At 69.9% G+C, this 25,643-nt stretch carries 19 protein-coding genes and 4 pseudogenes; 13 read left to right on the forward strand and 10 right to left on the reverse strand.

Going from position 1 to position 25,643, the window contains the following annotated elements:
* Positions 1 to 118: 118 nt before the first annotated feature.
* Positions 119 to 316: pseudogene (locus IE262_RS40025) on the forward strand (amino acid adenylation protein); the annotation flags it as partial.
* A 113-nt stretch (positions 317 to 429) separates the two neighbouring features.
* Here the strand turns inward: IE262_RS40025 and IE262_RS37435 are convergent.
* The 5 genes from IE262_RS37435 to IE262_RS37455 all read right to left on the reverse strand — a co-directional run bounded on the left by IE262_RS37435 (position 430) and on the right by IE262_RS37455 (position 9,481).
* Positions 430 to 4,605, reverse strand: a complete 4,176-nt coding sequence (locus IE262_RS37435) for a Z1 domain-containing protein (RefSeq protein WP_189880022.1) — start codon at positions 4,603 to 4,605, stop codon at positions 430 to 432.
* Complete coding sequence (locus tag IE262_RS37440; protein ID WP_189880024.1) at positions 4,598 to 5,539, reverse strand: AAA family ATPase; 942 nt, start codon at positions 5,537 to 5,539, stop codon at positions 4,598 to 4,600. The genes IE262_RS37435 and IE262_RS37440 overlap by 8 nt, the downstream gene beginning before the upstream one ends.
* Positions 5,536 to 7,056, reverse strand: a complete 1,521-nt coding sequence (locus IE262_RS37445; RefSeq protein WP_373305227.1) for a vWA-MoxR associated conflict system protein — start codon at positions 7,054 to 7,056, stop codon at positions 5,536 to 5,538. The genes IE262_RS37440 and IE262_RS37445 overlap by 4 nt, the downstream gene beginning before the upstream one ends.
* A 643-nt stretch (positions 7,057 to 7,699) precedes the next feature.
* Complete coding sequence (locus IE262_RS37450) at positions 7,700 to 7,858, reverse strand: hypothetical protein (protein ID WP_189880026.1); 159 nt, start codon at positions 7,856 to 7,858, stop codon at positions 7,700 to 7,702.
* A gap of 1,086 nt (positions 7,859 to 8,944) precedes the next feature.
* Entirely contained in the window at positions 8,945 to 9,481 is a 537-nt protein-coding gene (locus IE262_RS37455) for a TetR family transcriptional regulator (protein WP_189880027.1), read from the reverse strand.
* A gap of 119 nt (positions 9,482 to 9,600) precedes the next feature.
* Here IE262_RS37455 and IE262_RS37460 point away from each other — a divergent pair, with 119 nt between their 5' ends.
* The 4 genes and pseudogenes from IE262_RS37460 to IE262_RS40040 all read left to right on the forward strand — a co-directional run bounded on the left by IE262_RS37460 (position 9,601) and on the right by IE262_RS40040 (position 11,372).
* Complete coding sequence (locus IE262_RS37460; protein WP_134041485.1) at positions 9,601 to 10,287, forward strand: SDR family oxidoreductase; 687 nt, start codon at positions 9,601 to 9,603, stop codon at positions 10,285 to 10,287.
* A gap of 196 nt (positions 10,288 to 10,483) precedes the next feature.
* Positions 10,484 to 10,657 carry a hypothetical protein gene (locus IE262_RS40030; RefSeq protein ID WP_229877928.1) on the forward strand — a complete coding sequence of 58 codons (174 nt, stop codon included), beginning with the start codon at positions 10,484 to 10,486 and terminating at the stop codon, positions 10,655 to 10,657.
* Positions 10,658 to 10,699: 42 nt separating this feature from the next.
* Positions 10,700 to 10,870, forward strand: a pseudogene (locus IE262_RS40035) (alpha/beta fold hydrolase); the annotation flags it as partial.
* A 343-nt stretch (positions 10,871 to 11,213) separates the two neighbouring features.
* Entirely contained in the window at positions 11,214 to 11,372 is a 159-nt protein-coding gene (locus IE262_RS40040) for an alpha/beta fold hydrolase family protein (protein WP_229877931.1), read from the forward strand.
* 176 nt (positions 11,373 to 11,548) lie between these two features.
* Here the strand turns inward: IE262_RS40040 and IE262_RS37470 are convergent, their stop codons facing one another.
* The gene (locus tag IE262_RS37470) at positions 11,549 to 11,923 is read right to left on the reverse strand and encodes a hypothetical protein (protein ID WP_308432843.1); all 375 of its coding nucleotides are present in this window, start codon (positions 11,921 to 11,923) and stop codon (positions 11,549 to 11,551) included.
* Between the two features lie 189 nt (positions 11,924 to 12,112).
* Here IE262_RS37470 and IE262_RS37475 point away from each other — a divergent pair.
* The 6 genes and pseudogenes from IE262_RS37475 to IE262_RS40045 all read left to right on the forward strand — a co-directional run.
* Positions 12,113 to 12,375, forward strand: a pseudogene (locus tag IE262_RS37475) (helix-turn-helix transcriptional regulator).
* Between the two features lie 212 nt (positions 12,376 to 12,587).
* Positions 12,588 to 13,415 carry a DUF6083 domain-containing protein gene (locus tag IE262_RS37480; protein ID WP_308432844.1) on the forward strand — a complete coding sequence of 276 codons (828 nt, stop codon included), beginning with the start codon at positions 12,588 to 12,590 and terminating at the stop codon, positions 13,413 to 13,415.
* Positions 13,412 to 13,900 (forward strand): hypothetical protein, encoded by a 489-nt coding sequence (locus IE262_RS37485; RefSeq protein WP_189880032.1) that lies wholly within the window; start codon positions 13,412 to 13,414, stop codon positions 13,898 to 13,900. Before IE262_RS37480 ends, IE262_RS37485 begins: the two co-directional genes overlap by 4 nt.
* Before the next feature lie 76 nt (positions 13,901 to 13,976).
* Entirely contained in the window at positions 13,977 to 15,446 is a 1,470-nt protein-coding gene (locus tag IE262_RS37490) for a UvrD-helicase domain-containing protein (protein ID WP_189880034.1), read from the forward strand.
* A 174-nt stretch (positions 15,447 to 15,620) separates the two neighbouring features.
* Complete coding sequence (locus IE262_RS37495) at positions 15,621 to 16,256, forward strand: hypothetical protein (RefSeq protein WP_134041477.1); 636 nt, start codon at positions 15,621 to 15,623, stop codon at positions 16,254 to 16,256.
* A 475-nt stretch (positions 16,257 to 16,731) separates the two neighbouring features.
* Positions 16,732 to 16,927, forward strand: a pseudogene (locus IE262_RS40045) (lytic polysaccharide monooxygenase); the annotation flags it as partial.
* Positions 16,928 to 16,996: 69 nt separating this feature from the next.
* Here the strand turns inward: IE262_RS40045 and IE262_RS37505 are convergent.
* The 3 genes from IE262_RS37505 to IE262_RS37515 all read right to left on the reverse strand — a co-directional run bounded on the left by IE262_RS37505 (position 16,997) and on the right by IE262_RS37515 (position 22,652).
* The gene (locus IE262_RS37505; RefSeq protein ID WP_189880035.1) at positions 16,997 to 18,739 is read right to left on the reverse strand and encodes an ABC transporter ATP-binding protein; all 1,743 of its coding nucleotides are present in this window, start codon (positions 18,737 to 18,739) and stop codon (positions 16,997 to 16,999) included.
* A complete protein-coding gene (locus tag IE262_RS37510) occupies positions 18,736 to 20,403 on the reverse strand; it encodes an ABC transporter transmembrane domain-containing protein (protein ID WP_229877933.1) in 1,668 nt (555 codons plus the stop codon). The genes IE262_RS37505 and IE262_RS37510 overlap by 4 nt, the downstream gene beginning before the upstream one ends.
* Positions 20,404 to 20,648: 245 nt before the next feature.
* The gene (locus IE262_RS37515; protein ID WP_189880037.1) at positions 20,649 to 22,652 is read right to left on the reverse strand and encodes a carbamoyltransferase family protein; all 2,004 of its coding nucleotides are present in this window, start codon (positions 22,650 to 22,652) and stop codon (positions 20,649 to 20,651) included.
* Positions 22,653 to 22,843: 191 nt separating this feature from the next.
* On the opposite strand from IE262_RS37515, the gene IE262_RS37520 reads away from it, so the two are divergent.
* The gene (locus tag IE262_RS37520; protein WP_189880039.1) at positions 22,844 to 23,773 is read left to right on the forward strand and encodes a phosphotransferase family protein; all 930 of its coding nucleotides are present in this window, start codon (positions 22,844 to 22,846) and stop codon (positions 23,771 to 23,773) included.
* Between the two features lie 114 nt (positions 23,774 to 23,887).
* Entirely contained in the window at positions 23,888 to 24,700 is an 813-nt protein-coding gene (locus tag IE262_RS37525) for an APH(3'') family aminoglycoside O-phosphotransferase (protein WP_134041469.1), read from the forward strand.
* Between the two features lie 70 nt (positions 24,701 to 24,770).
* On the opposite strand, the gene IE262_RS37530 is transcribed toward IE262_RS37525, so the two are convergent.
* Entirely contained in the window at positions 24,771 to 25,451 is a 681-nt protein-coding gene (locus IE262_RS37530) for a class I SAM-dependent methyltransferase (protein WP_229877935.1), read from the reverse strand.
* Between the last annotated feature and the right edge of the window lie 192 nt (positions 25,452 to 25,643).

Below are 25,643 nucleotides of genomic sequence, written 5' to 3' on the forward strand. Positions count from 1 at the left end.
CCCGGCACGGGACGACGTCCTGCTGACGCCAAGCAGCGCGGGCCTTGCGCAGCGCTGCTTCAGAGCCCGTTGGATAGCTCGTCCTCCTGTAGGAGGTCCGAACCTGGCGCGGCTTCGGGTCACCGGCGAACTCGTGATCGGCGGCGCCGGAGTCGCCCGCGGCTACTTCGGCAGACCCGACGCCACGAAACGCGCCTTCGTACCCGACACCTTCACCGACGGCGGGGCGCGCATGTACCGCACGGGCGACCTCGTCCGCTGGAGCGCCGAGGGAACGCTGGAGTTCCTGGGCCGACGGGACCACCAGGTCACTGTCGGGGACGAGGCAGGGGGTCATCGGCGCTCTGTCCCAGAAGCAGGTCCAGGATGGCGCCCCGGACCGGCTCCCGATCCCGGACCCGGTACCGACTCCGGAACCTGGGCCGCCGCTCAGCTGAGCGGGGAGGAGGGCTCGGACAGCGCGGCCGAGCGTGGCAGGGACACGGCCAGGCCCACCAGCGGAGCCGTGACCTCATAGTCGACGGTCTCCTCCCCCCGGACCAGGTAGAGCGACAACAGAGCCTGGTCCGGGCGGCGCACGGCCTCCACCGCCGCACGGGAGGGCCGCGTCGGCTCATGACCCCGGGCCGAACGAGCCGGATCGACCGCCGCCGCGGAGCGTGTCGCGTCGATAGCTCTGAGGTACTGGTCCGGGTCGAGATCCGCGTACTCGTTTCCGACAGCGGACAGCCGCCGGATCCTGAACCCGTCCTCGTTGCCGCGCGGCAACGGAGCACGGCGAACCGTGCCGACCCGATGCCCCGCAACCTCAACCAGTACCGGTGATTTCGGCGGGCTCACCAACTGAACGGTCCACTCGCCCAGCCCTCCTAGGCCAGCGCCCCGGCGCAGGTACCGGCAGATCTCGGCGAGCCGGTTCCACGATGGCTCCGAACCTGGCAGATAGGCGTCGAGGAACTCCGCGATCTTCGCGGGTGTGACGCCATGCCACAGCAGGTTCGCGGCGGTGCGTGGGTCCGGGGTGCCGGCTCGGCCGAGGCTGCGGATGAATGCCTCCAGGGTCCGGAAGTTCTGCCGCACCCTCTCGAGGGCCAATGTGAAGTCCAGGGTCTCCCACGACCTGCCGGGCGAATGCGTGGCCCGGACACGCAAGACGGCCTGGGCGGGGGTGATGTCGAGACCGGCCAGCTCCTGCAGTTCCTTGCGCTGTCCGTTGATCCTCGCCGTCAACCGGTGTTGGGTGTCAAGGACTTCCAGCGTGGCGTAAAGTCGGCACAGGTCCTGGTAACCGGTGTGGGGCCCGAACGGCGTGGTCAGCAGGCGCAGGGTTTCGTAGTTGGCCGGGGCTCGGAGACAGTAGCTGGTGGTGAGCCCTTCGAGAGGCAGGCCCTGGGCCGGCTTGGCGCCGCCGACCGCCACGATGTTCAGACCGCCGTATTCGCTCTCGTGCAAGTGGGGCATCATGTCGGAGGCGGAGTTGGCCGTGACGACGACCAACTGTTGGGCCACGATCGGCAGCTGGTCGGCCACCTGTTTCCATGAGACCGCCGTTACGGCCGCGTCGGCGATCGCTTCGCTGGTCGGGACGAAGTCCTGGCGCCACAACTCCTCGAAGTCGGCCATGAGCCGCTGTCCGCGCGGGCCGCGCCGGTCTCTGAGGTCCTCGGCGATGACGCCGACCCGCTCGGCCAGCTGGTCGCAGACTCGCGTCTGGACCGCGACGAACCGACTCACGGACACCAGCATCGAGTTACTCGTCCGCTTCCGGTCTCGGACTCGGCGTGCGGCACACGCCAGCACGAACGACTTCAGCGCGGTGAAGAGAGAGTCCGGCAGCTCCCGGCCCGGCACGTGGTCGGCCCGATGCCCAGGCGGCAGCCAGCGGTCCTGATCGAACACCGTGCGGACCAGGGGCAGCGGTTGCTCCGTGTCGGTGAAGAGCTGTTCGGGGCCGAAGTGACCAATGGGCTTCGGGACGTGGTAGATGAAGTCGGGGAGGACCTGCGATGTCGTGAGGAAGGGCGTATAGGTGTAGCCGACATAGCCGACCCTGGAACACGAGGACAGCAACCGCTCCACGCTCTCGTCCACTTTCGAGGGAGAGCTGAGCGTGCCCCTCGCGTCGCCTGTCGTGTCGATGACGAGCATGGGCCGGTCTTCGGGCTGTGAGGTGTGCATGAGCCAGTCGCGGACTCTGTCGACGATCCTACGGCTCTTCTTGATCACGAAGATCTGCGGGTGGGCAGGGGAAGGATGCCTGAGGCCTATGGCCTTGTACAGCGAGAAGTCGCCCTGCTCGCCACGGGTCGTCACGGACACGATGGGGAGGGCGCGGGCATGGGGCATGGCACCCGCGCCGATCCGACCGCCGGTTTCCGAACTCGCCGCGTACTGACTATCGAAGCCCAACAGCCCCTCGTCCACGCGCTGTTGCATCTGATCGCGTGCGGCATTGGTCGTACCGGCCAGAATGACGACCGTGCCGTAGCCGGCGTCGACCGCCTTGGCGGCCAGGGCGATCACCGAGGTGGACTTGCCCGAGCCGACGGGCGCCATGACGAGACCCGTGCGCCGCCAACTGCCCGGCCGACGAGGGTCCTCCAGCTGGGACAGCAGGTCACGGGTGACATCGTCCAGCTGACGGACCTGTGCCGGCGGCAGGATCCGCTCGTACTCCAGGAACCTCAGATAGCGCTCCCAGAACTCCCGTCCTCGGGTGCCATCACCGTCCGGCGACCACGGCTCGTGGTCCCGGTCGTCCTCCAGAACGGCGGGCCGCGTGACGAACTGGACGACGGAAGCCTCCAGTTGCCTCAGCAGAACCGCCCTGTCGACCGCGAGGCCCCGCGCGGCGAGCAGGGTGACGACCGAGTGCACGGTCTCGTGCAGCTCGCCCGCCTCCGCCTGCCGGTCCTGCGGCAACATCGCCAGCGCCACCCGCAGCGCGAGGTCGGTGGCATCCGCGGGCTCCGTCGCCGCCCCGACGCTCTCCGGCGGTTCCGTACCGCCGGTCGCCAGGGGGAGCCCGAGCAGCTCCAGCGTCCGACCCCATGCGACGCCCGCCGCCGTGGCCTCCGCGGCGATCACCTCCTCGCCGTCCGGTCGGCCCGCCACCGCCGACAGTCGTCCCCCGCCGCCCTGACCCGAGGAGATGTACCGGTCCAGCACCCGGTTAAGCCGCATGGTGTCGTGCTCCGTCAACGCCTCTTCCAGGCGGGCCCGCACCTGGGGAGCGGGCGTCAGTGTCACCGGGCCGCCGGTGTCCGTGTCCAGTGCGTACAGCCCGGAGCCGAGCAGCTCGGCCAGGTCCTCGGTCGTGGCCTCGGGCACCAGCTCTTGGCGGAGCACATGGAGCAGGGCCAAACTCAGCCGGTCGAACACGGAGGTCAGCATCGCCAGACGGGCGGCCGAGGGCGACGCGGTGCGCAGAAATCCGTCCGTTCGGGCCTCGGCGCTTCTGCGGGCAGGGGGACGGCCCGTGCCGAGCGGAGTCGGGCGGCCGGCGGGCGGGATCAGGGCCGCCGAGCAGCCCTCGGGGGCGGCCAGCATCACTGTCCGCGACCAGCGCCCGAGTGCGTGAGGGGAGAGCGAGAGCACCGGCAGCGCGAGCCACTCGTCGGGGTCCGCCTCGCCGACGGCCAGCAGCGGAGGCAGCCGGAAGCGGAGTCCCGTGTTGCCGGTGCCCGGGGCGTCCGGGGACACTCGCACGGTCGGCAGATCGAGTCCGGTGCGCCGCCACAGCTTGGGCGGCAACGGGTTGAGCAGGGCCACCGGTTCATGGCCCGCCCAGGCCCGCAGCTGCTGCCAGATCTCTGGTGCCCGCCAGGCAGGTGCCGCGCAGTCCGACACCACGACGATCAGCCGACGGCCGTCGGGGGAGCCCAGCTGACCGGTCGAGGTCGGCAGGCCCTGACGGTCGGTGAGGCCGACGCCGTCATCCGGGTCCACGGTGAGGTCGCGCACCTGCAGGGTGCGGAACGCGCCGAGTCGGTCGAGCAGCCCCGCGAAGGCGCTGACGGTCTCCCGCCACACCTGCATCGAGGGCGAGCGGTCGACAACGAGCACGAGGTCGAACCAGCGTTCTGGAGCGGGAGCGAAGACCGGGATCAGCTCCCCGCTCCGGGCGTACCCCGCCACGGTCGCGTCGAGGTCGAGCGCCTGCCGCCGCCCCGTGCGCCACGGGCGTTTCCAGGGGCGCAGGGCACGCGTCATCTCCAGCGCCGACGGCAGCGCCGTCGCCCGGGGGACGGCGACCGCGTCACCGGGGACTTGGCCGGTGGATCCGGGCAGCCGCTCGTGGAGGGGACGGGCCGACCGGTTCTCCGGTGCCGTCGGAGGGCTCTGGCGCACAAAGTCACCGACGCGCGGCAGGCGCTGGACGGACGGCCCGGTCCATGCGGGAGCCTGCGCCGACGCCGGCGCCGGTTCTTCGGGTGCGGGCGAGGCCGAGCCGGCGGCCATACGGGAGGCCAGCCACAGCGCCTCCGCGAGCGCCGTCCCGTCAAGCCCCGGAGCCATGGCGCCGATCGCCGACACGGCCCCGTTCAGGCCGGTGACCCGCTCCACGCCCGGGGAATCCCCCGGCCCGTCCGCTTCCTCAGGCACCGGTCAGCTCACGCAGGATCAGTTCCCTGACCTCCTCGGCGGCGGCTCCCTCCGGCGCCTGGGCACCGGTCAGGACGTGCACGGCGTTGAGCAACTGGTCCACGGCCAGGCTCTCGCCCGCCCGCAGCCGGTCGACGAACGTGACGATCAGCGAGTCGACCGGACCCGAGGGCGCCACATCGGTCTCGAAGTGGGCCGCCACCACCCTCCGCAACGACTCCGTGTCCGGCATCGGCATCGTGTACCGGATGCAGCGTCGCAGGAAGGCGGCCGGGAAGTCGCGCTCGCCGTTGCTCGTCAGCACAATGAAGGGGAAGTTGTCGCACCGCACGCGGCCCTTGACGATCCGATGGACGGCATCGCTCTCCCATTCCCGCACGTCCACGTCGTCGTCCCGGTACCGCGCCAGCTCCGGGATCTCGAACTCCCCGTGCTCCAGCACGTCCAGCAGATCGCTCGGCAGATCGAGGTCGCTCTTGTCGATCTCGTCAATGAGCAGGGCGCGGGGCTGCTCGGACGGCGCCTTCGACGGCAGCAGTGCCGTCCCCAGCGGTCCGAGCTGCAGGAAGGGGGCAATGTCGTCGGTACCCGAGTCGCCGCCCAGGCGTTGCGCGTGGATGCGCCCCAGGGCGTCGTAACGGTAGAGCGCGTCCACGAGGGTGCTGCGTGAGGTGATGTGCCAGCGCAGTGGCTCCCCGAGCCGCAACTCCGTCGCCACCTGCTTGATGACCGACGACTTGCCGGAGCCGGGCGCGCCCGTCAGCAGCAGCGGACGGCGCAGGGCGAGCGCGGCGTTCACGGCCTCGACGAGCCCGGGTGGCGGCTGGAACCGCTCGGGCCGGGGCTGCCGGGGGAAGGTGCGCCAGGGCGGCGGGGCACCGAGGTCCACGTCCCGGGGGGTGCCGTCGCCGACGTAGAAGGGTGTCCAGGTCATCGCGGGTTCTCTCCATCGACCGAGTCGTTCGCGAACGCATCGCAGAAGTCCAGCCATTGCTCGTCCAGCCACACGGAACGCACCCGGGCGAGATCAGTATGCTCGTGCGCCGGGTCCCCCTGCTTCCAGGAGGTGCGGTAGGCGGCGCTGAACTCTCCGGGGAGTCTCGCCCAGTTGCGTTCCACGCTGTCCTGCGACGCCTGCGGCAAATCTCCCGTGCCGTCCGGCCACAGCACCATCGGGGCGTACGCGAGCAGGGGTTCCAGGAGTTCCTGGAGCCGCTCCGGGCGGTGTCGCAGCGCCAGCGCGCCGCCGTAGCAGCCGTTGCCGAGGCTCTCCACCAGCTTCTGCACCGCGCTGAGTTCGGCCTTGTCGAGCCAGTTCACGGGCGTGGCCGGGCCGTCCTTCATCTCGTCGAGCTGGTTCCGGGCGAACTCGTTGATCAGGCCTAGGTGGGCGGGGAGGTTCAGCCGGTCGCTCCAGCGCAGGACGATGTCGTAGTAGAGCCCCAGTCGCTGCCCGAGCCTGGCTTCCTCGGGGCGCCAGCAGGCGAGCAGCGCGGCGGGCGCTGCGATGTCGATGCGTTTGAGCCTGAATCCGGTGCACCGGGCCTGCCGGGTCGCCCAGGCGAGCACCGCGCCCAACCGCTGTTCGACGCCGGCCTGCGTCGGAGGGCAGCGGAAGTCCTCACGTCCCACGAGGGTTTCGCCGTCCAACAGCCAGACGAGAAGGGTCTCGGGCCACTCGTCGGCCATCGCGGAGTGCAGGCTGACCACCAGCCGCAGCCTGTTCTCGGCGGCTCGACGTGCCTGGGCGGCGAAGGCGTCGACGAGTTCCACGCCGGCCCCGATGCCTCGCGCCCACCCCGTGAGTCCGGGCGTTCCCGCCGCGAGACCGTCTTCCACGGCGAGCGCGGCGACGAAGGTGGCGAGAGGCGCCGTTGGACTGCCCTTGGCGCGAGGAACTCGCAGGCACAGCGACTCGACGCAGTCACGCAGCAGTTCGTCCCCGTCGGACGCGGACGCAGACGCGGGCCGGCCGGCCGCCGTCACATAGGCGCGGCGGATGCGTTCCGACTCGGGGAGGCTGCCTGGCCAGGACGACAGAAGGAACTCGCGGGTGCGTACGGCGGTCGCGAGCCGGTCGACCGTGCGCAGGGCGTGGGCGAGGTGCTGGTCGGCGGTGGCCTGGTGCCGGTCAAGGGCCGCCAGGGTCCGGCGCAGCCGGGCCAGATCGCCGGAGGTGACGATCGGCAGGGCGGGAGCCGCATCGCCGAGCGGGTCAAGGGCCAGCCGCAGATCCTCCTCACCCAGCGGCCCCAGCAGCGCGCCGTCGGCCCTGTGCCGTGCGTTGCGGGCGAACCAGGATCGGGCATCCAGGGAGAGGCCGTTCAGCGTGACCAACTGGGAGCTGGTGCTCGCTTCCTTGTCCACGGCCTTTTCCAGGCCGAGGCCGGAGCGGGCTCGGTGGGCGGCTTGCTGATCGGAGTGGCGCAGGGTGTAGCGGCCTTCGGACATCAGGTGGAGTCGCGTGTTGGCGGCGGTGACGACCTGTTCGAGGCGGGCGGCCAGGACGTATGCCTCCAGTTGCAGCCGGCCTCACCGACGGCGCACCCTGCCCGGTCTGCGGCTCATGCGCCCACCCGGCCCCCGCCCAAGCCCCCGACGGACACCCCACCCGCGAAGCCGAACAGGCCGCCGAGGAAACCCACCAGCAAGCTCAGCACAAGCGCGACACGGTCGCAGCTGAGCTGCAGAAGCTGCGCGAGAGCGCCGCAGGCGCCACCGGCGCTCTTCTTCCAGAGCGTTGAGGTCCTGTTCGCTGAGCAAAGCCTGTTCGGCGGCGCCGAGCGTGTCGAAGTCCTGGGAGGCGGCGGCGTCGGTGGCGTCGTTGGTGCGCATGTCCAGGGCCTGGGTGAGGTTGGCGGCGGTACGTGAAGTTGGCCGACGCCCCGGACATGGGACGACCTTCGGGGCTGCCTGGCATCCGTGACCGTCGAGGGCGACACGCCGAACGCCGCGACGCCCACCTCGCGCAGATCACCACCGCAGAACAGCGCCTGTGACAAACGTCTGCGGTGCAGCGGGCGTTGTAGACCGCTACAGGTGGAGGCCGCCGGTGACACACCGCTGGACACCCTCACGACCGAACACCACCAACTCACCCACCTGGTGCGTTGCCGGTGGCCAGGTCGGCGAGGTGGCGGGCGGTGTTGTGGGCCAGTTCGAGTGTCTTCAGGTGTTCGACGGCTGTGCCTAGGGTGGTGGCGAGTTCGGTGAGTTCGGTGGTGCGGGTTCTGGCGGTGGTGGCGGCGGTCACGGCCTGGGCGTGCTGGTCGTCTGCGGCGGCTCGCCGGGAGGCTGATGCGTCGATGTCGGCAGCGGTGCGTGAACCTCGTGCAACTCCACTCCTGTTCCCGGGTGGCCAAGTCAGCCCGCACCGGCATGCTGACTGGATCGAATGAGATCTAGCCTGCCATACGTCCGGGGGTATATCGACGTTCACGGCCTGGTGCTCCTTGCTGGTCGAATGCGGGACGGTGCCCTTCACACAGTAGGACGCCTGCGTTCACCAGCGGGAGCACCGCCACCGCCGGCCTGTCCGCCCGCAACGCCACCCACGAAACCCTCTCCCGGCAACAGGCCGAACTCACCCGGAAACTCGACACCGCCCGCGGCACCGCCCCCACCCTGGCAGCCCACATCGACGACCTCACCCGCACCATGCCTTCGGTGCGTCGGCGACGGATGTCGATGTGGGCCTGGGCGGCCTGTTCGGCTTCCTTCTGCGCGGACGGCTCCCCCATCAGGCAGCGCCGGGTGCGAGAAGCCGAGGGCCGGAAGAGGCTGGGCGGAGGCACCGGCTCGTCCAGCGTCCTCCGCCACGGACACCAGCGCACCACCGACCGCGCGCACGCCCAAACCTGGTCGGTCGCTGGTTCGCGGCCTTGGCTCCCGACGTGGGGCCCCGCACCCGGAAGGACCCAGGTTCACTCTATTGAGCCCAATACCCCAGCGGTTGTCTGCCGAACGGTTCGAAAGTCCCTGCGGACAGCCCTCAACCCGGCGTTCCGCTCCTCTGGCCGGGACTGGACCACGCGGTCATCGAGAACGTTACGGGCACCGGTGCCGCGCGACCAACGTCAGGATCAGCCGTGAGATGCCGATAGACACCTCAGGAATGTTGTCTTCCTGGATGTTGGCGTTCATGCGCAGTGCACTGTAGGGCGATCAGGCGGTTGGCGGCCGAGGTTGATGAGGATCTCTGGATTTCCCCACCCGCACTCAGGACGTTCCCCAGAGCTGCTCTTGTTCCCCAGGGGGCCTGGCCAGCGCCGTCGAGACGAGTCCGCCCGGCCTCCGCAGGGGCTCACCTGACTCCGGGGAGCTGAGCGTTTCGCTGATGTCAGTCGTCTCGGCCCAGCGCTTTGCGGGCGGTGGCGAGGATCTCCTCGGAGACGGGTTCGCCCTTGGTTGCGCGCGCGAGGACGAGTGCGCCGACCATGGTGCACAGCCGACTGAGGCCGTCGTCCTGGTCCGTGGCGAGACGCTGTGCCATCTCGCTGACGCCTTCGCTGTACTGGTGCTGCGCCGCGGGACCGCCCTGGCCGCGCGCGATGTCGGCTGCGAGGGCTGCCACAGGACAACCGCCGGCCACGTCGTCGCGGTGCTCGGTGGACAGATACGCGTCGATCTCGGCCCCAGGAGAGGCAGCCTCGGTCGCAGTGCCTCCGACCGAGGCTGCGAAGGCGTGCGTGGTGGCCTCGTCGAAGAGCGCTTCCTTGGAGGCGAACTGCTTGTAGAAGCCGCCGTGAGTCAGTCCGGCCGCCTTCATCACGTCCGCGACGCTGATCTGGCCTCCCTGCTCCTTGAAGAGTCGCGACGCGGTCTCGACGACGCGGCGCCGGTTCTCTTCCGCCTGCGCCTGCGATACCCGGCCCATCGCCCACCTCCCAAATAGATGACACTCGCCATCTATAGTAGGCTCGACTTTAGATTATGCACGTAATCTATTCGCGAGGGCCGCCGGTGCGGCCCCTGACCTACCGGAAGTGATGGATCATGGAACTCAAGGGTGCGACCGCTGTGGTGACCGGCGCCAACCGGGGGCTGGGACGCCGCCTGGCCGAGCAGCTCGTGCAGCGCGGGGCGAAGGTGTACGCCGCTGCCCGCCGGCCGGAGACCGTGGACCTGGACGGCGTCACGCCGCTGCGGCTCGACGTCACGGACCAGGCCACGATCCAGGAGGCCGCCCGTGTTGCGTCCGATGCGACGCTGCTGATCAACAATGCCGGTATCTCCCTCGGCACCCCGCTGATCGCCGGCGACCTGGCGGCCGTCCGCGCGGAGATGGGCACCAACTTCCACGGGCCGCTCGCCGTCACCCGCGAGTTCGCCCCGGTCATCGAGGCCAACGGCGGCGGAGCCGTCCTGAACATCCTCTCCGTGATCTCCTGGTGGCACCCGGCCCAGGCCGGCTCCTACGCGGCGTCCAAGGCCGCAGCCTGGGCGATGAGCAATGCCGTCCGCGAGGAGCTGGCACCCCGCGGTATCACCGTCTCCGCGCTGCACGTCGGCCTGATGGACACCGACATGACCGCCGGTATGCCCACGGCGGACAAGGCGGACCCGGCCGACGTCGCCGCCCAGGCCCTGGACGGCATCGAAGCGGGCCTGCCCGAGATCCTCGCCGACGACGTCACCCGGCAGGTCAAGCAGGGGCTGTCCCAGACGCACGCCCTCAGCTGAGCCCACCGGGGCGGCGGCCCTCACCCGCTCGTCCACGGTGACCGGCCTGTGGACCCCGCGGTCGCGGGCCCGCCTCGCCACCCTGATCCACCCAGCAGACAACGGCCAGGAGACCGCCGACGCGTCCACTGCCCGCGGGGCCCGACGGGGCAACGAGCGAACCACAGCCTTCAACAACACGCAGAAAGTCCCCGTCATGAATGCACCAGGAACACCCCTGTCCCGTCCGCCGTCGTCGTCTTCGTACAAGGACGCGCCGACACGCTCGGTGTCCGTCCGCGATGTCGACTTCGTCTTCCGGCAGCTCGGACCCGAGGACGGCGTACCACTGATCCTCCTGAACCACCTGGCAGCGGTCCTGGACAACTAGGACCCACGCATCGTCGACGGAATCGCCGCCCGCCGCCGCGTCATCGCCTTCGACAACCGCGGAGTCGGCGGCTCAGGCGGCACCACACCCCGCACGGTCGAGGACATGGCCCACGACGCAGCCATGTTCATCAACGCCCTCGGGCTCGACCTGGTCGACCTGTTCGGCTTCTCGCTGGGCGGCTTCGTCGCACAGGTCATCGCAGCCGAGCAGCCGCACCTGGTCCGCAAGCTCATCCTCGCGGGCACCGGCCCCGCCGGCGGCCAGGGCATCGACAAAGTCACGGCGATCACGCTCCGCGCCGCACTCAAGGGAGCCCTGACCCGCCAGGACCCGAAGCAGTACCTCTTCTTCACCGACACCACCCACGGCCGACGCGTCGGCCGCGCCTTCCTGCAACGGCTGACGGAACGTACCGACAACCGCGACAAACCCATCGCCCCGCCCTCGTTCCTCGCCCAACTCAAGGCCGTCCACCGATGGGGCCCTCCAGACCCCGTCCGACCTCTCGGGCATCCGCCAGCCGGTCCTCCTCGCGAACGGCGAGCGCGACCGGATGGTGCCGAGCCACAACACCCTCGACCTGGCCGCACGCCTGTCCCACAGCCAACTCGTCCCGCTCTACCCCGACGCAGGGCACGGAGGGATCTTCCAGTACCACGACGACTTCGTGGCCAAGGTACTGGCCTTCCTCGAAGCTCCACTGGACGCCTGAGAACTGCCGCCCGCCATCCCGCTGCGGCTCCTGCTCCTCGCCATTCCCCGCACGATCCAAAACCGGAACAAGCGAGGAGGATGAGCACCTCTGGCCTGATTCAAAGATCCTCATCAAGGTGCCGTGCGGGAGGGCGGCGTCCGCTCGCTCGGCCCGTTGGGCTGACGTCTGTGCCGCTAGTCGGCAGTGTGCGGGGGTGTGGCCAGGGTGGTGTCGGGCACGATGGCGGCTTGGTCTGTCGCCGTGGCACATGCGGTACAGGTGTCGGCGAGCCGCCAGGTCCGGCCGCCGCGTTCACGTGTGAGCAGGAGTTGGATGGGGCCGGTGCAGCCTCGGTGGCGGGGGTGCCAGCGGCAGCCGCGTTCGTGGCACTGGCAGATCCGCAGGTGGTGTGGACGGGGGTTGGTGCGGGCGTGTCGGGCCAGGTGGGTGAGGGCTGCCGAGCGGGCGGCTGCCGCGGTGACCCTTGCGCCGCCGTGCGGGCACTGCTGGCAGACGAGGAGGAGTCCGCTGGTGTGCGAACGCAGTTCCACGGTCCAGGCGCGGGGCACTGGGCATGGTGTGCACAGTCTCATGGCGTGTGGTCTTCCTCTCGTGTGCCGCGCCGGGTTTCGTCTGAGTGGGGGCAGCCGTTCACCGTAGTGCAGACCTCTGCCCTCCTGCTGCCGTCGTCGCCACCTGGGTAAATAGGGCAGAGATCTGCACTGACAGGGCAGGGGTCTGCCCCGTCGGATGGACGGGTGACGATCTTGCCGCCCGACCCGGACCTCGACGCGCTGCGGCTGGAGCTCGCGCGTCTGCGGGCCCGCGAGGGTGGTCCTATGACGAGCTCGCCGCCCGCAGCGGCCTGTCCCGGCGCACGGTCATCGAGATCGAGCAGGGTCGCACCATCGGTTCCCTGAAGACCTGGCACGCCCTCGCTCACGTGCTGGGAACCCCTTTTGACGAGCTGTTCGGCACGCTGTGCCGCGGCCACGACCTGCCCCGTCCCGTCGCCGACTGACGGCCCAGAACCGCTCGTCAGCAATCACCCGAAACGGCGACGCCGTATCGAACGTGCTGCCGCCGCTTCGTACGCCAGTTGCCCCGCATAGGGCTGACCGGGCGATACGACGGCAGCGCTGCCGCGTGTGCGGTGTGTTGGCTGGCAGGTTCGCCCGCATGTGCTCCCTGCCTTCGACTTCTGCTCGGCACTGGGACGGCAGCCCCGTCGCCGTGCCTGTGCGTCGTTCCCTGCGGGTGACCCCCGGCGGCGTCAGCCGGCTGCTGCGCTGCGGTCAGGCCGGCCGCTGCCGGGACTGCGGCAACCGGATCGAGTGGTACCACCGCAGCGACCAGCGGCTCGTCCCTCTCCACCCGCACGAAGTGCAGGCCGATGAGGTACCCGCTGGCTGCCACTGGCAGGTCAGTTCCGGAGTCGCGCACCCTGCGGGAGACGGCAGCGCCTGGTGCCGCCTGCCGCACGCCCTGCTGTGTCCCGCCCGGGATGCCCCCGCCATTCCCGAACTGGGCCAGCTGCGCCGGGTGCTGGCCGTGAACACCCGCCGCCTGATCGACGCCGGCCGCTTCACCCCGCCCTCCGCCCCACCCAACGGGACGACGTCGCAGACGCCGGTGTGCCGCCCGGCCCGGCCCATCGTGCAGATGCTGTACGTGCGTTACCTCGCCGCCCACCCGGTGCAGGAACTCCAGTGCGTTACTCAGACCCGGCGTCGCGAGCGCTGCACCCGCCTACTGCTCGCCCCCGATGCCCTGGCCGGGACCTGGAGGCTGCTGCCTGCCACCGCGTCACGGGGCCAACTGGCATTGCCCGCCGAGGTCATGGCCGTCTACGACCTCAGCGCCCTGCCGTATGCCGAACAGTTGCGCTGGCGGGCCCAGCGCTGCCCGCAGCACGCCGCCACCCCCACGGCCGCCGACCTGGCGGTGGCCGACTGGGAACCCTTCGACCCGCTCATCCACCATGACCACATCCACAACCGCCTGCCCACCCGTAACCGGCCCCGGTCGTCGGGCCGTGCGCAGAAGGTGGTTTGGCCGTGACGTCGCACCACGCCGTTGAGATCGTTCTGACCCGGCCCCTCACGGCTGGCGAGCTCAAGCGCGCCGGCCGCAGCGTGCCTCTGGCCGCGAACGCCGACCGGACCCGGCTGATGGCCGTGCAACGCGCGTACAGCCCGGGCAACGCCCTGCACGTGCTGCGGCGCCGGCTGGGCTCGCGATTGCCCATCGACGTCCTCAGTACGCACTATCCGGACCGGCACGGTCAGGTGCGGCTCAATGTCGCCTTCAGCCGCAGCGCCGAGGCGGCCATCCGTCAGGCTGCAGCTGCTTTGGGCCAGCGGCCGAAGGAATTCCTGGGCCAGAGCGTCACGGCAGCACTTGCCCGGCAGCAGCAGGACCGCTGTCGGCTCCTGGAGATCCGGCTTCAAGGCCTGCTCGCCCACCACACGCCCGAAGAGGTCCTGGCCTGCGCGGCCACTGCCCTTTCCAGCCGGCACCACCGCTGCCCGCCGACGCGGCCGTAAGCCCCTCCCCTGTGCCAGGTCCTCCCCGGAGGGCCGCCATGGCAGTCCCCGTCTTCTGCTTCTCGCGGAGGGTTTGTTGCACACGTCCACCGACGAACAGGTCCACGCCGCCGATGTCTTCCGCGCCGGTGATCACCTCGTCCTGCAGGCCGGCGCAGGCACCGGAAAGACCACCACCCTCGCCCTGCTCGCCTCCGGCACTCAGCGTCGCGGCCGTTACCTCGCCTTCAACAAGGACATCGCCCGCGACGCCGCCTTGCGCTTCCCTCGCACCGTCCAGTGCAAGACGGCCCATGCCACGGCCTACGCCGCCGTCGGCCACCGCTATGCAGGCCGTCTCAACAGCCCCCGCCAGCCCGCCTGGAAGATCGGCAAGGCGCTCGGCATCACCCGGCCCCTCCGAGTCGGCGAGCACGAGATCAGCCTCAGGACGCTGTCCCACACCGTGCTGCGCACCGTGACCCGCTTCTGCCACTCCGCCGACCGCGCCCTGGCCCGCCACCACGTCCCGTCCCTGCGCCGCCTGACAGCACCCGCCGAACACACCCAGCTTGCCCAGGCGGTCCTGCCGTTCGCCGACCGTGCTTGGGCCGACCTGCACAACCCCGACGAAGGCGTGGTCCGCTTCGAACACGACCACTACCTGAAAATGTGGGCCCTGACCGAACCGAAGATCGAGGCGGACTTCCTCCTTCTCGACGAAGCCCAGGACACCAACCCGGTCCTGGAACAGGTCTTCTCCGCCCAGCGCGACCACGCGCAGCTCGTCATGGTCGGCGATTCCGCCCAGGCCATCTACGGCTGGCGCGGCGCCCGCGATGTGATGACCGGCTTCGACGGCACTCAGCTGACGCTCACCCGTTCCTTCCGCTTCGGTCCTCTCATCGCCGAGCAGGCCAACCGGTGGCTGGAGCTCGCCGAGGCGCCCATCCGCCTGACCGGCACCGACACGATTCCTGCCGAAGTCGGTGACCTGGCCTGCCCGGACGCGGTGCTGTGCCGCACCAACATCGGCGCCATGACCGAGGTCATGCGCCTGCTCTCCGACGGTCACCGCGTCGCTCTGACCCGCGGCGGGCATACCCTGGCCGCGCTGGCACTCGCCGCCCGCGACCTCAAAGACGGCCGCCGAACCGCCCACCCCGAACTCGTCCTCTTCAGTTCGTGGGGCGAGCTGCAGGAGTACGCCGAACACGACCCCGCCGGACGGGATCTGCAGCCCTTCGTCGACCTCGTCGACACCCACGGCCCCGACGCCATCCTCGCCGCGATCAACCAACTCACCGACGAGAAGAACGCCGACGTCACCGTCTCCACCGCCCACACAGCCAAAGGCCGCGAATGGCCCACCATCAAAATCGCCCACGACTTTCCCCCGCCCAAGGACACCGATCAGCACGACGCCCAGGGCCGCCCGATCCTCGAGCCGGTCAATGACACCGACGCCCGCCTCGCCTACGTCGCCGTCACCCGCGGCCGCCACCACCTCGACCTCGGCGGCCTGTCATGGATCGACACCTACCTCGCCCCACCTCCTGCCTCCTGAGCGCCAAGTCGCGCAGACCTCGGCCCTGCTCTGCTCAGAACACGTCACGGTGTTGTGGCCTGCCCACCAACGAGGAGCGCACGGGCTGGGTGTGCGGCAGACACATGAGCTGTGCAGAGGACAGGGTGAGTAACATCCACTCCCAACGCATTGCTTATCGGGAAGGGAAGCGCCATGACCGAGACACCGGTGGAAACCACTGATCTCAAGGCGCAGTACACCGCCCAGGTCGCCGCCGACCTCGAACGCAACGCCAAAGAGCAGGAACGTCTCCGCGGGGAGATCGACGCCCTGCAAGACCAACTCCTGGCACTGCAGCAAGACCACACCGTGCTGGTCAACATGCAGCAGGCACTCGGCGCCGCAAGCAAACCGGAGCCGGCCTCCGCGGCCGAAGATGTCGCCGCACCTTCCGTTCCCCAGCAGAAGACCGCCACCAAGCCAGCAACCGGCAAGCGAACCCGAACCAAGAAGACCACTCCCCCACAAGGAAGCAAGCAGGCCAAGAAGCCCACCGCCAAGACCGCGGCCCCGAAGACGGCCCAGCCCACCCTCGTCGAACTCATCCGCCGCCACCTCACCGAACAGAGCGAACCACGCTCCGCCGCAGAGGTCGCCGCCGCACTCAGCCAGGTCCATCCCGACCGCCGCATTCAGACCACCGTCGTACGCACCACCCTCGAAGGACTCGTCGCCAAAAGCCACGCTCAGCGCACCAAGCAAGGCGCATCCGTCTTCTACACCGCCCCTGACACCCAGGAGCCGACCACACAGCCCCAGGACGACACACAGCGTGTGCAAGCCGGCTGAACACCTCAGACAACAGCAGACCTTGAGAATCCGAGGGAAGACACCGGATCGCCGACGCGCTATACGCGCGTTTTCCAAGTGTGGGTTTCGTGTGTACCGAGAGCTCGTACTCACCGTTCGCGTTCGTTCGCCATGAGGTGGTCCTCAACGTCGAACTGAGCGTTACCCGCCGCCTGCTGTATGTCGTACTCCAAGCGCGAGTAGATGACGGCATCGCCGGATCCTGGCCGGCGACTCCACCGGCGCCGTCGCCGACACTCGCGCCCCAGCCGACCGCCACCACCTCACCACGACCAGCGGACCGCCGCAGACAAAGCCTGCTGCTACCTGGAGAACAACACCGTCTTCGTCCGCTACGACTAGGCGCTCGCTGCCGGCTGGCCGATCGCCCGCGGCATCGTCGAGGGCGCCGACCGGCTCGACATCACTGGCAGCCGATGGAGCGTCCCCGGAGGGGAAGCCGTTTGACCAGAGCAAGCCTCTCTCCAGGGCCCAGTTGAACCCCGCGCCCTTCCTGACCGTCGACTACGACGGCCAGCGCCCGCCGTTCACCTTCGGAGCACGAGGGCAAGCTGCCAGCGGGCAAGTCCGGCCGCCACGTCATCCTCGCCGTGTGGAACGTGCACGACACCGCGAACGCCTTCTACGCCTGCTCGGATGTCAAGTTCTGAGCCCGTCTGGTACGCCATGAACGTGCGTGGCCCCTCCGCCGTCCTCGCTGCAGGGGCCACGCACTCGCGTCAGTCGCCGTGCCAGGCCCGCCACAGCGCGGCGTAGGCGCCGCCTGCGGCGAGCAGTTCGTGGTGGCTGCCTAGTTCGCGGATGCGGCCGTCCTCCATCACCGCGATCCGGTCGGCATCCTGCGCGGTGTGCAGCCGGTGCGCGATGGCGATGACGGTACGGCCGCGCAGCACGGCGGCGAGCGTCTGCTCGGTGTGGCGCGCGGTGGCCGGGTCCAGGAGTGCGGTGGCCTCGTCGAGGACCACGGTGTGCGGGTCGGCGAGCACAAGCCGTGCCAGCGCCGCCTGTTGGGCCTGCGCCGCGGTCAGCTGGTGGCCCCCCGAACCGACCACGATATCGAGTCCGCCGGGGAGTTCCGCCGCCCACGCCGCCATGCCGACGGCTTCCAGCGCATGCCGGACCTCCTCCTCGGCGGCGGGCCGCGCGCAGGTGATGTTCTCCCGCAGGGTGCCCCGGAAGATGTGATGTTCCTGGGTGACCAGTGCAATGCGGCGCCGCAGGTCCTCGGCGCTCAGGTCGACCAGGCGCACCCCGCCGAGCTCGACGGTGCCGCCGGTGGGTGCGTAGACCCCCGCGAGGAGCTTGCCGAGGGTGGACTTCCCCGAGCCGGACGGGCCCACGACAGCGAGGCGTTCGCCGGGCGCGAGGTCCACGTCCACACCGTGCAGGATGTCGCGGCCCCGCTGGTAGGCGTAGGTGACGCCGCGGGTGGCGAGCCGTTCGCCCTGGGGGTGCTCGCCGGTGGGCCTCCGGTCGGCCGGGATTCTGCCGATGCCGAGCACCCGCGCGAGCGACGCGGCACCGATCTGGAGCTCGTCCATCCAACTCAGCATGTCGTCGAGGGGGAACAGCAGCTGCCGTACGTACAGCGTGGCCGCGACGGCCTGGCCCAGGGTGACGGCGTCATGGGTGTAGAGCAGGCCGCCGACAGCGAGCGTCGCGACCACGGGGATGACGTAGCTGAACTCGACCAGCAAGTACCAGGAACTGCGCAGCCACATGGTGTGGCGCTCGGCCGCATACGCCTCGCCGAGGTCGCGGTCCAGGGCCTGGCGCCGCCACGTCCGCAGCCGGAGCGCCTCGACCGTGCGGGCGCCGGGCACAGTCTCGGCGAGGGTGTCGCCAAGAGCCGTATAGCTGGCGCCCCTTCGGCGGTAGGCGGCGCCGGACCGGCGCAGGTACCACCGGGTTCCGCCCCAGAGCAACGGGATGACGACGAGGCTGGGCAGCGCAGTGAGGGGGCCCACGAGCATCAGCGCCGCGAACGTGAACAGGCACGTCATCAGGGCGATCAGGGTTTCGGGCACCGCGTAGCGCACGGTGTTGGTCAGGGCGTCGGTGTCGCGGGACGCACGGGTGAGGAGATCTCCGGGCTCGGCGTCCTCGACGGTGGACAGCGGCAGGCCCGCGACGCGGTCCACGAAGTCCTCGCGCACCTCGGCGGTGATCTTCTCCCCGAACTGGCAGGAGCGCCGCACGGCCCAGTGGGTCATGACGGCCTGGGCGAGCAGGGAGAGCAGCAGCCCGAGGCCGATGGCGTGGACGGTGGCGAGGGTGGTGGTGCCCTGCACGACCTCGTCGAGAAGGCGGCCGATCAGCCAGGGCCCGGCCAGGCCGCAGACCGCAGCCAGTCCGTGGCACACCAGCATCCAGGCCAGGTCGCGCCGGTGCCTGCGGGCCATCGCCAGACCGTGCGCACGCACCTGGGCGGTCTCGGCCACCGGCAGCCGGGCCCCGCTCATTCGCCGTTCCCCAGGGGCGCCGTGCCTGCGGCGGGCGCCTGCCCGGGCGGGTGGGAATGTCCGGCCTCGCGCTGGATCACCAGGCGGTAGTCCGCGCGGCGGGCGAGGAGCTCTCGGTGTGTGCCGGTGGCGACGACGCGTCCGTCGGGCAGGAAGGAGACCCGTTCGGCGTGGTCGAGGAGGAGCGGGCTTGAGCTGATGAGGACGGTGGTGCGGCCGGTCCGTGCGGCCCGCAGCCGGCGGGCGAGGACGTTCTCGGTGTGGGCGTCCACCGCCGAGGTGGGGTCGACCACGACCAGGACGTCGGGATCGGCAAGGACGGCCCGCGCCAGGAAGAGGCGCTGCCGCTGGCCTCCGGAGAATCGGCGCCCGTCGGCGGTGATGTCGGTGTCGAGGCCCCGGGGCAGTGCCTCGACGATGTCATCGGCGGCGGCCGCCCGCAGCGCCGCAGCGATCGCGGTGTCGTCGGCGGTACCGTGCGGGTCGAGGCTGGCACGCAGCGGACCGCGGAAGAGCCGGGGGCGGCTGTCGACGACGAGGATGCGGCGGCGCACCTCATCGGGCGCCGGGGTGGTGAGGAGCAGGCCGTCGTACCGTACGGGAGCGTCGGTGTAGCCGCCGAGCCGGTCGGCGAGGCGCAGGCCCTCGGCCGACGGTGCGACCACGGCGTGAAACGTGCCAGGCGTGGTGATGAACCCGGAGGTCTCGTCGGCGATTTCGGCCACCAGGGCGCCCATCGGCAGGGAGGCCTCCTCGGGCGCGGGTCTCGTCCGGATGCGGAGCACGGCGATGACGCGACGAGCGGCGACATGGGCCCGGGCGAACCGGTCGGCGGTCTCGGTGAAGATGCCCAGCGGCTCGACGAGGAAGGCCGCGTAGGCGTAGAAGGCGACCAGCTCGCCGGGGGTCACGGAGCTCTCCAGCGTGCCGTACGCACCGATCCAGGTGACGGTGGCGACCAGGAGCCCGGGCAGCAGCACCTGGGCGCTGCGGATCAAGGCCTCGGCCCCAGCGACCTTGGAGCCCGCCTTGCGCACCCTCTGGGAACGCTGGCGGTAGGAGCGGGCGAAGGAGGTCTCGCCGCCGACGCCACGCAGCACCCGCAGTCCCGCGACGATGTCGGTGAGCCGGGAGGTCAACTCGCCCTGGAGCCGCCGGTAGTCCCGCTGGCGCCGGTGCAGGGGCCGCAGTGTGTACCCCATGGCGAGGACGATCACCGGCACCACGACGATCAGCATCGTGCCGAGGACGGGCGACTGGCCGAGCAGGATCGCGGCGACGAGGACGACCGAGACCAGGGCGCCGACGGCCCGGCCCACGATGTCGAAGGCGTGCCCCAGAGTGTTCATGTCCGAGGTACCGATGCTGACCAGCTCACCGTCGTCCACGCGACGGGCCAGTGAGGCGCCGAGGGAGTTGGCGTGTCCGATTACGAGCTGCACGGTACGGAAGCCCGCCGAGAGGGCGTTGTACATGTTCAGGCGCCGCCGGACGGTGCCGGACACGGCCTGGACGGCGCCAAGTCCGAGCAGGACCGCCGACCAGGAGAGGACCGTGCGCATGTCGCCAGGTACCAGGCCCTCGTCGACGGCCTCGCGGATGACCACCGGTATGAGTGCCTGCGAGCCGAGCCACAACATGCCGAAGAACGCCGCCGCGCTCAAGGGCCAGGCATTGCGGCGCGCGAGCCACAGCAAGTACCGCGTGGCCGAGCGCGTATCCGGAACTCCCGGGTCTGCGACGGGCAGCGGGCGCATCACCCGAAGCCGTCCAGGGCGCGGCGGCCCGTCGGTCAAGGAGTTGAACACCCAGTTCCCCATATTCTCAAGAGTCCCGGAAGTGCACTGCGCAGGGCTTCGGCGGCCGCGCCGGCACGGTGTCCGGCGGCCGCCGGACGGGCGGGCCGCGGTCAAGGTTCGAGGACGATCATGCGCCGGCTCCAGAGCTCGACAATTTCCGCCGCCAGGCTCTCCTCCGTGGCGCTCTCCTGCTCCCGGTCGAGGAGGTCCGCCACGGTCACCGGGAATGCGGTAGTCCGCAGCAGTTCCCCTAGGCGGTGCGAGAGAGGTTCGGAACGGCCGCCAGTCAGCCGGAACCTCAGCGCGTACTGCCCCGTCCCCGCTGCCGCCCCGTCGTCCGCCTCGCGCGTCCACTCCAGGCTCACCTGCGGGGGCAGCCGCAGCGAGAGTGACCGGTACACGGAGGGGGCGACTGCCCGCTTCGTCACGGCGTACGGCCCGACGAACAGGGCATCGAGGCGCGTGGTGAGGAAGCAGACGAGGGCGTCCTCGACGCTCTGGACCACGGGCTCGACGTCGTTGTTGAACGACGTGTTGAGGACCACCGGGACGCCTGTCCGCTTCCCGAACTCGGTGATCACCTCCCAATAGCCGGGGTTGTGATCCCGCTCGATCACCTGGAGCCGGGCCGAGCCGTCGACGTGGGTCACCGCCCCGAGCAGGTCCCGTGCCTCGGGGCGCACCGCGACCGAGGCGACCATGTAGCGCAGCGGCATGCCGTCCTTGAAGTCAAAGAACCGGGCGGCCTCTTCAGCCACCGTGGCGGGCGCGAACGGCCGGTAGGACTCGCGCCGCTTGACGATGGCGTTGATGCGGTCCCGGTTACCGGCGGAGCGCGGGTCGCCGAGAATGCTGCGGTTGCCTAGCGCACGCGGACCGAACTCGGAGCGGCCCTGCACCCAGCCGATCACCTTGTCCTCGGCGAGGAGGTCGGCAGCCTCGGCGGCCGGATCGGAGGTGTGGCGGACCTCGACGAGGGACGACCAGCGGGACAGGGTCCGTTCGACCTCCCGGTCACCACCGATCGACGGGCCCAGGTAGGCGTGGCTCAGCGGGACGGCATGGTAGCGGCGCGGTGCCCGCGCGGCCGCGACGTAGTGGGCGGCGCCGGCCGAGGCACCCGCGTCGTGGGACGCGGGGTCCACGAACATCTCGTCGAACAGGCCGCTTTGGAGGATCCGGCCGCTCATGGTGCAGTTGAGCGCCACTCCCCCGCTCAAACACAGCCGGGTGTGGCCGGTCTGCTTCTGGGCCGCAGTCACGACGTGCAGGGCGATGGTCTCCAGGGCCTCCTGGACGGCGGCGGCGAAGTCCTTGTGCTCCTGGGTGAAGGGGGCGCCCTTGGCCCGGGGGTGGAAACCCTGGTCGACGAAGTACGGAAGGACGTCGTCGACGTCGAGCTCGTACCCGCCGTCCGGCGTGAGGTCGTAGAGCCGTTGGAAGTGCTTGCGGAAGCGCTCCGGGTTGCCGTACGGAGCCAGGCCCATGACCTTGTACTCGTCAAAGAGGCCATAGCCGAGCATTTCGATGGCGGTCCGGTAGAAGAAGCCCAGGGACTCGCGGATCCCGTAGGTGCGCACGGGCTCCGCGGCCAGGTCGCCGCCACTCCCGGACATCACCGAGATGGACTCCTTCTCCCCCCGCCCGTCCATCACCACCACTAGGGCGTCGGAGAATCCAGAGTGGTAATAGGTGCCGCTCGCATGGGAGGTGTGGTGGCGTACGAAGTGCAGCAGGGCTGGGTCGATATCGTGCCCCAGCGTCTCAGAAAGGCGCTCGGTTAGTAACTCCCGAGTATACCTGCGCGGTTGGCGGGGCCGCTCCGCGTAGACGAGGTCCAGATCCTTGTCAAGCTCGGCCTCCGTCCAGTAGAAGGCGATTCCGTCCAGCTCCGTGGGATTAATTCCGGCTTGTTCCAGGCAGGCCCGTATCCCGTACTCGGGGAATTTATTGGTGTGCTTGACTCGATTCAGCCGTTCCTCTTCAACCGCCGCCACGACAGCGCCGTCGCTCACTAACGCGGACGCCGAATCGTGGCTCAGCTCGATGGGCCAGTTATCGCCCAACTCATCGCGCTCCGTGGCAAATCCGCAGCTCAGTCCGAGCACGTTCATACGCACCTCCCGGAGACTGTATCCAGTTCTGGACCGGTTCGGGTGAGCATTTGATCGTGTACCAGTAAGTGGCGTCAAGCGGCGGCAGACCGCGTGAAGCGCACCCGGCGGCCATGCGACACTCGACCCGCTTGGATAGTTTTTCCATTCACCAGAAGTTTTCGCCGAGCAGGCAGGAAGGTACGTAACGCATGTTGGCCCAGCAGCCCTTTCTGCTCTATTCCGCGGACGGGAGCCCCCGCCCGCCAGCCGTTCCCACTCCCGAGGCACTGGCCTGGGCCCGGGCGTGCACGGGCGGCCGCATTATTTCCGTCGAGCCCCTGGCCGCGGGCGCCGCGCATCACAACGTGGCGCTCACCGTCCAAGGAAGCCCGCCCCGCCGCATGGTGCTGCGCTGGTCCGCCAGCCGACGGGCCCAGGACGACGTCCGGCGCACAGCGGTCCTCAGGGAAGCTGCAGTGCTGCTGCTCCTTGAGCACGCGCGGCTCCCCACCCCACGCCTGGTCGCGTCCGATCCCGACGGGACGTGGTGCGGGGCGCCCACACTGCTCATGACGTGTCTGGAGGGCGGGCAGCCCGACGCGGACACCGCACGGTCGCCGGACTTCGTGTCCCACCTGGCCGAGGCCGCCCATGCCATTCACCGGGTCGACCCGCCGGCGGCCCCGTCGGACGCCGTGGTTCCGTTCCAGCCGTACAACGACCTGGCGGCCCCCCGGCCACCGAAGCACAGCGGCAACCCGGCCGTGTGGGAGCGCGCGTTCTCCGCTGTACGGGCAGGAGCGCCGACCGCGCCGACGGTGTTCATGCACCGCGACTTTCACGCGGGCAACACCCTGTGGTCCGGCACCAGGCTGACCGGCGTCGTCGACTGGAACACCGCCTCGCTCGGCCCGGCCGCCTTCGATCTGGGCCACATGCGCTGGAATCTCGCCGTCTCGGTCGGCACGGGCTTCGCCGACGGCTTCGCCGCCCACTACGACAGGCTCGCCGATGCGGCGGTCCACCACCCATACTGGGATGTGGCGGCCGTGGTCGATCTGCTGCCCGACGACGGCCTTGAGCCGAGGGTCCTTGAGCGCCTTGAGCCGTACCTGGCCGCGGCGCTGGCCCGGCTGTAGGTGTCAACTCCGGGCCGCTCCGCGTCGTTCGACTGTGTGCCGTGCGCAGTCGAACGGAGGACCCCCGGTGAAACAAACTTAATCCTCGCGACAAGTGCAGATAGATTGGCAGACATGGTTGATTCATCGTCTGCCGTCAACACGTTACTCAGCGCCGACGGCGGCTGGACGCCGGTCACGGAGGGCGAGTCGGGAGCCAGCGTCTTCCGCTCGGCCGACGGCTCGCGCTACGCCAAATGCATCCCGGCCGTGGCGCTGGCCGAACTCGAAGCGGAGCGCGACCGCGTCGACTGGCTCAGCAAGCAGGGCGTGCCCGGCCCGAAGGTCCTGGACTGGCGTGCCGACGACACCGCTGCGGCCCTGGTGACCAGCGCCGTCGCGGGTATCCCGGCCGACCAGCTCCCGGCCGCGACACTGCTCACCGCGTGGGACGCCATCACCGACGCCGTACGCCAGTTGCACACCCTGCCTCCGCAGCAGTGCCCCTTCAGCCGTGACCTGACTCAGATGTACGCCGTGGCCCGCGACGTCGTCGCCCGCGGCGCTGTCAACCCCGACTTCCTCCCCGTCGAGCAGCAGCAGACCCCTCCTGACGAACTCATCGCCCGCCTCGCCCCGCACCTCGACCAGCGCCTCGCCCAGGAGGCCCAGGACACCGTCGTCTGCCACGGAGACCTCTGCCTTCCCAACATCATCCTCGACCCCGACACCCTGACCGTCGCGGGCTTCATCGACCTTGGCCGCCTCGGCCGTGCCGACCGCTACGCCGATCTCGCCCTCCTCCTCGCCTCCGCCCGCCTGGAGAAGTGGACCGACGACGAGCAGACCGACGCCGCGGAGAAGGCCTTCGCCGAGCGCTACGGCATCACGCTCGACCGCGACCGGGAACGGTTCTACCTGCACCTCGACCCCCTCACCTGGGGGTGATCCCGCACCAGGCTCACTGACGCACGCGCTCTGCGGCCGCGGAGCGCGTGCGGCGGCCCGCGCAGAGGCCTCAGGCCGTGCCGAGGACGACGAGACGACGGCTGCTGATCGTGAACGTACCGCCGTCCTCGTCCATTACCCGCGCGTCGGAGAAACCGGCCGTGCGGAACCACTCCACTATTTCCGGGGCGGTGAACATCCGGACGCTGAAGCCGGCCCGCTCCACCTTTCCGTTCAGGACCGTGATCTTCTCCGAGAAACAGCGGCTGGCCTCGGCATCGAGCTCATGGATCTCCACCGCCATGTCCTCGCCCCGGCGCAGCACGTCGACGTGCCGGTCGTGGTTGGCTCGCATGCTCGGCACGTGCCGGTACGGCGAATGCATGTCGAGCAGGAACCGGCCGCCGGGACGCAGCGCCTGGCGGTAACGGCGCAGGATGTCGCGGTCGGTCTCGTCGTCGAAGTAGCCGAATGAGCTGTACCACGAGACGGCCACATCGAATTCGGCAGTGAAGGACATCTCCCGCAGGTCGACCTGCCGGTAGTCCACGTCGACGCCCATGGTTCGCGCGCCGTCCGCAGCGTTGGCCAGAAAACGCTCGTCCCGGTCGACGCCAACCACGGAATAGCCTTGTGCGGCGAGAATGTTGGCGTGCCGCCCGTGTCCGCACGGAGCGTCCAGGACGTCCATGTTCTGGCCGATATGGCCCAACTTGACCATGCGCGCTACTTCCCGCTCACTCAGCTCCACGGTGAGATCGGGAAGGTCGAAGTGGTCATAGTTCTCACCGAAGAGGATTTCCCAATCTACGTGCGGCTCTCTGCGCGGTTCTCTGGAATGCATAATTCACAGGCTAAGACAGCGGAATCCGTATCGGCAACGGTTCAGCACCGGCACGTTCAAGTGCGTACGCCGAGTAGTCGAACGCTCTTCCCTAAAGCG

It is taken from the genome of Streptomyces bluensis (assembly GCF_014650715.1).
GTDB lineage: Bacteria > Actinomycetota > Actinomycetes > Streptomycetales > Streptomycetaceae > Streptomyces > Streptomyces bluensis.

Coding starts and splice junctions, on each gene's coding strand:
- IE262_RS40040 (WP_229877931.1), top strand. CDS start 11,214: ATGGTGCCGAGCCACAACACCCTCGACCTGGCCGCACGCCTGTCCCAC.
- IE262_RS37505 (WP_189880035.1), bottom strand. CDS start 18,739: ATGAGCGGGGCCCGGCTGCCGGTGGCCGAGACCGCCCAGGTGCGTGCG.
- IE262_RS37515 (WP_189880037.1), bottom strand. CDS start 22,652: ATGAACGTGCTCGGACTGAGCTGCGGATTTGCCACGGAGCGCGATGAG.
- IE262_RS40030 (WP_229877928.1), top strand. CDS start 10,484: ATGAATGCACCAGGAACACCCCTGTCCCGTCCGCCGTCGTCGTCTTCG.
- IE262_RS37525 (WP_134041469.1), top strand. CDS start 23,888: ATGGTTGATTCATCGTCTGCCGTCAACACGTTACTCAGCGCCGACGGC.
- IE262_RS37440 (WP_189880024.1), bottom strand. CDS start 5,539: ATGACCTGGACACCCTTCTACGTCGGCGACGGCACCCCCCGGGACGTG.
- IE262_RS37520 (WP_189880039.1), top strand. CDS start 22,844: ATGTTGGCCCAGCAGCCCTTTCTGCTCTATTCCGCGGACGGGAGCCCC.
- IE262_RS37455 (WP_189880027.1), bottom strand. CDS start 9,481: ATGGGCCGGGTATCGCAGGCGCAGGCGGAAGAGAACCGGCGCCGCGTC.
- IE262_RS37460 (WP_134041485.1), top strand. CDS start 9,601: ATGGAACTCAAGGGTGCGACCGCTGTGGTGACCGGCGCCAACCGGGGG.
- IE262_RS37445 (WP_373305227.1), bottom strand. CDS start 7,056: ATGTCCGAAGGCCGCTACACCCTGCGCCACTCCGATCAGCAAGCCGCC.
- IE262_RS37495 (WP_134041477.1), top strand. CDS start 15,621: ATGACCGAGACACCGGTGGAAACCACTGATCTCAAGGCGCAGTACACC.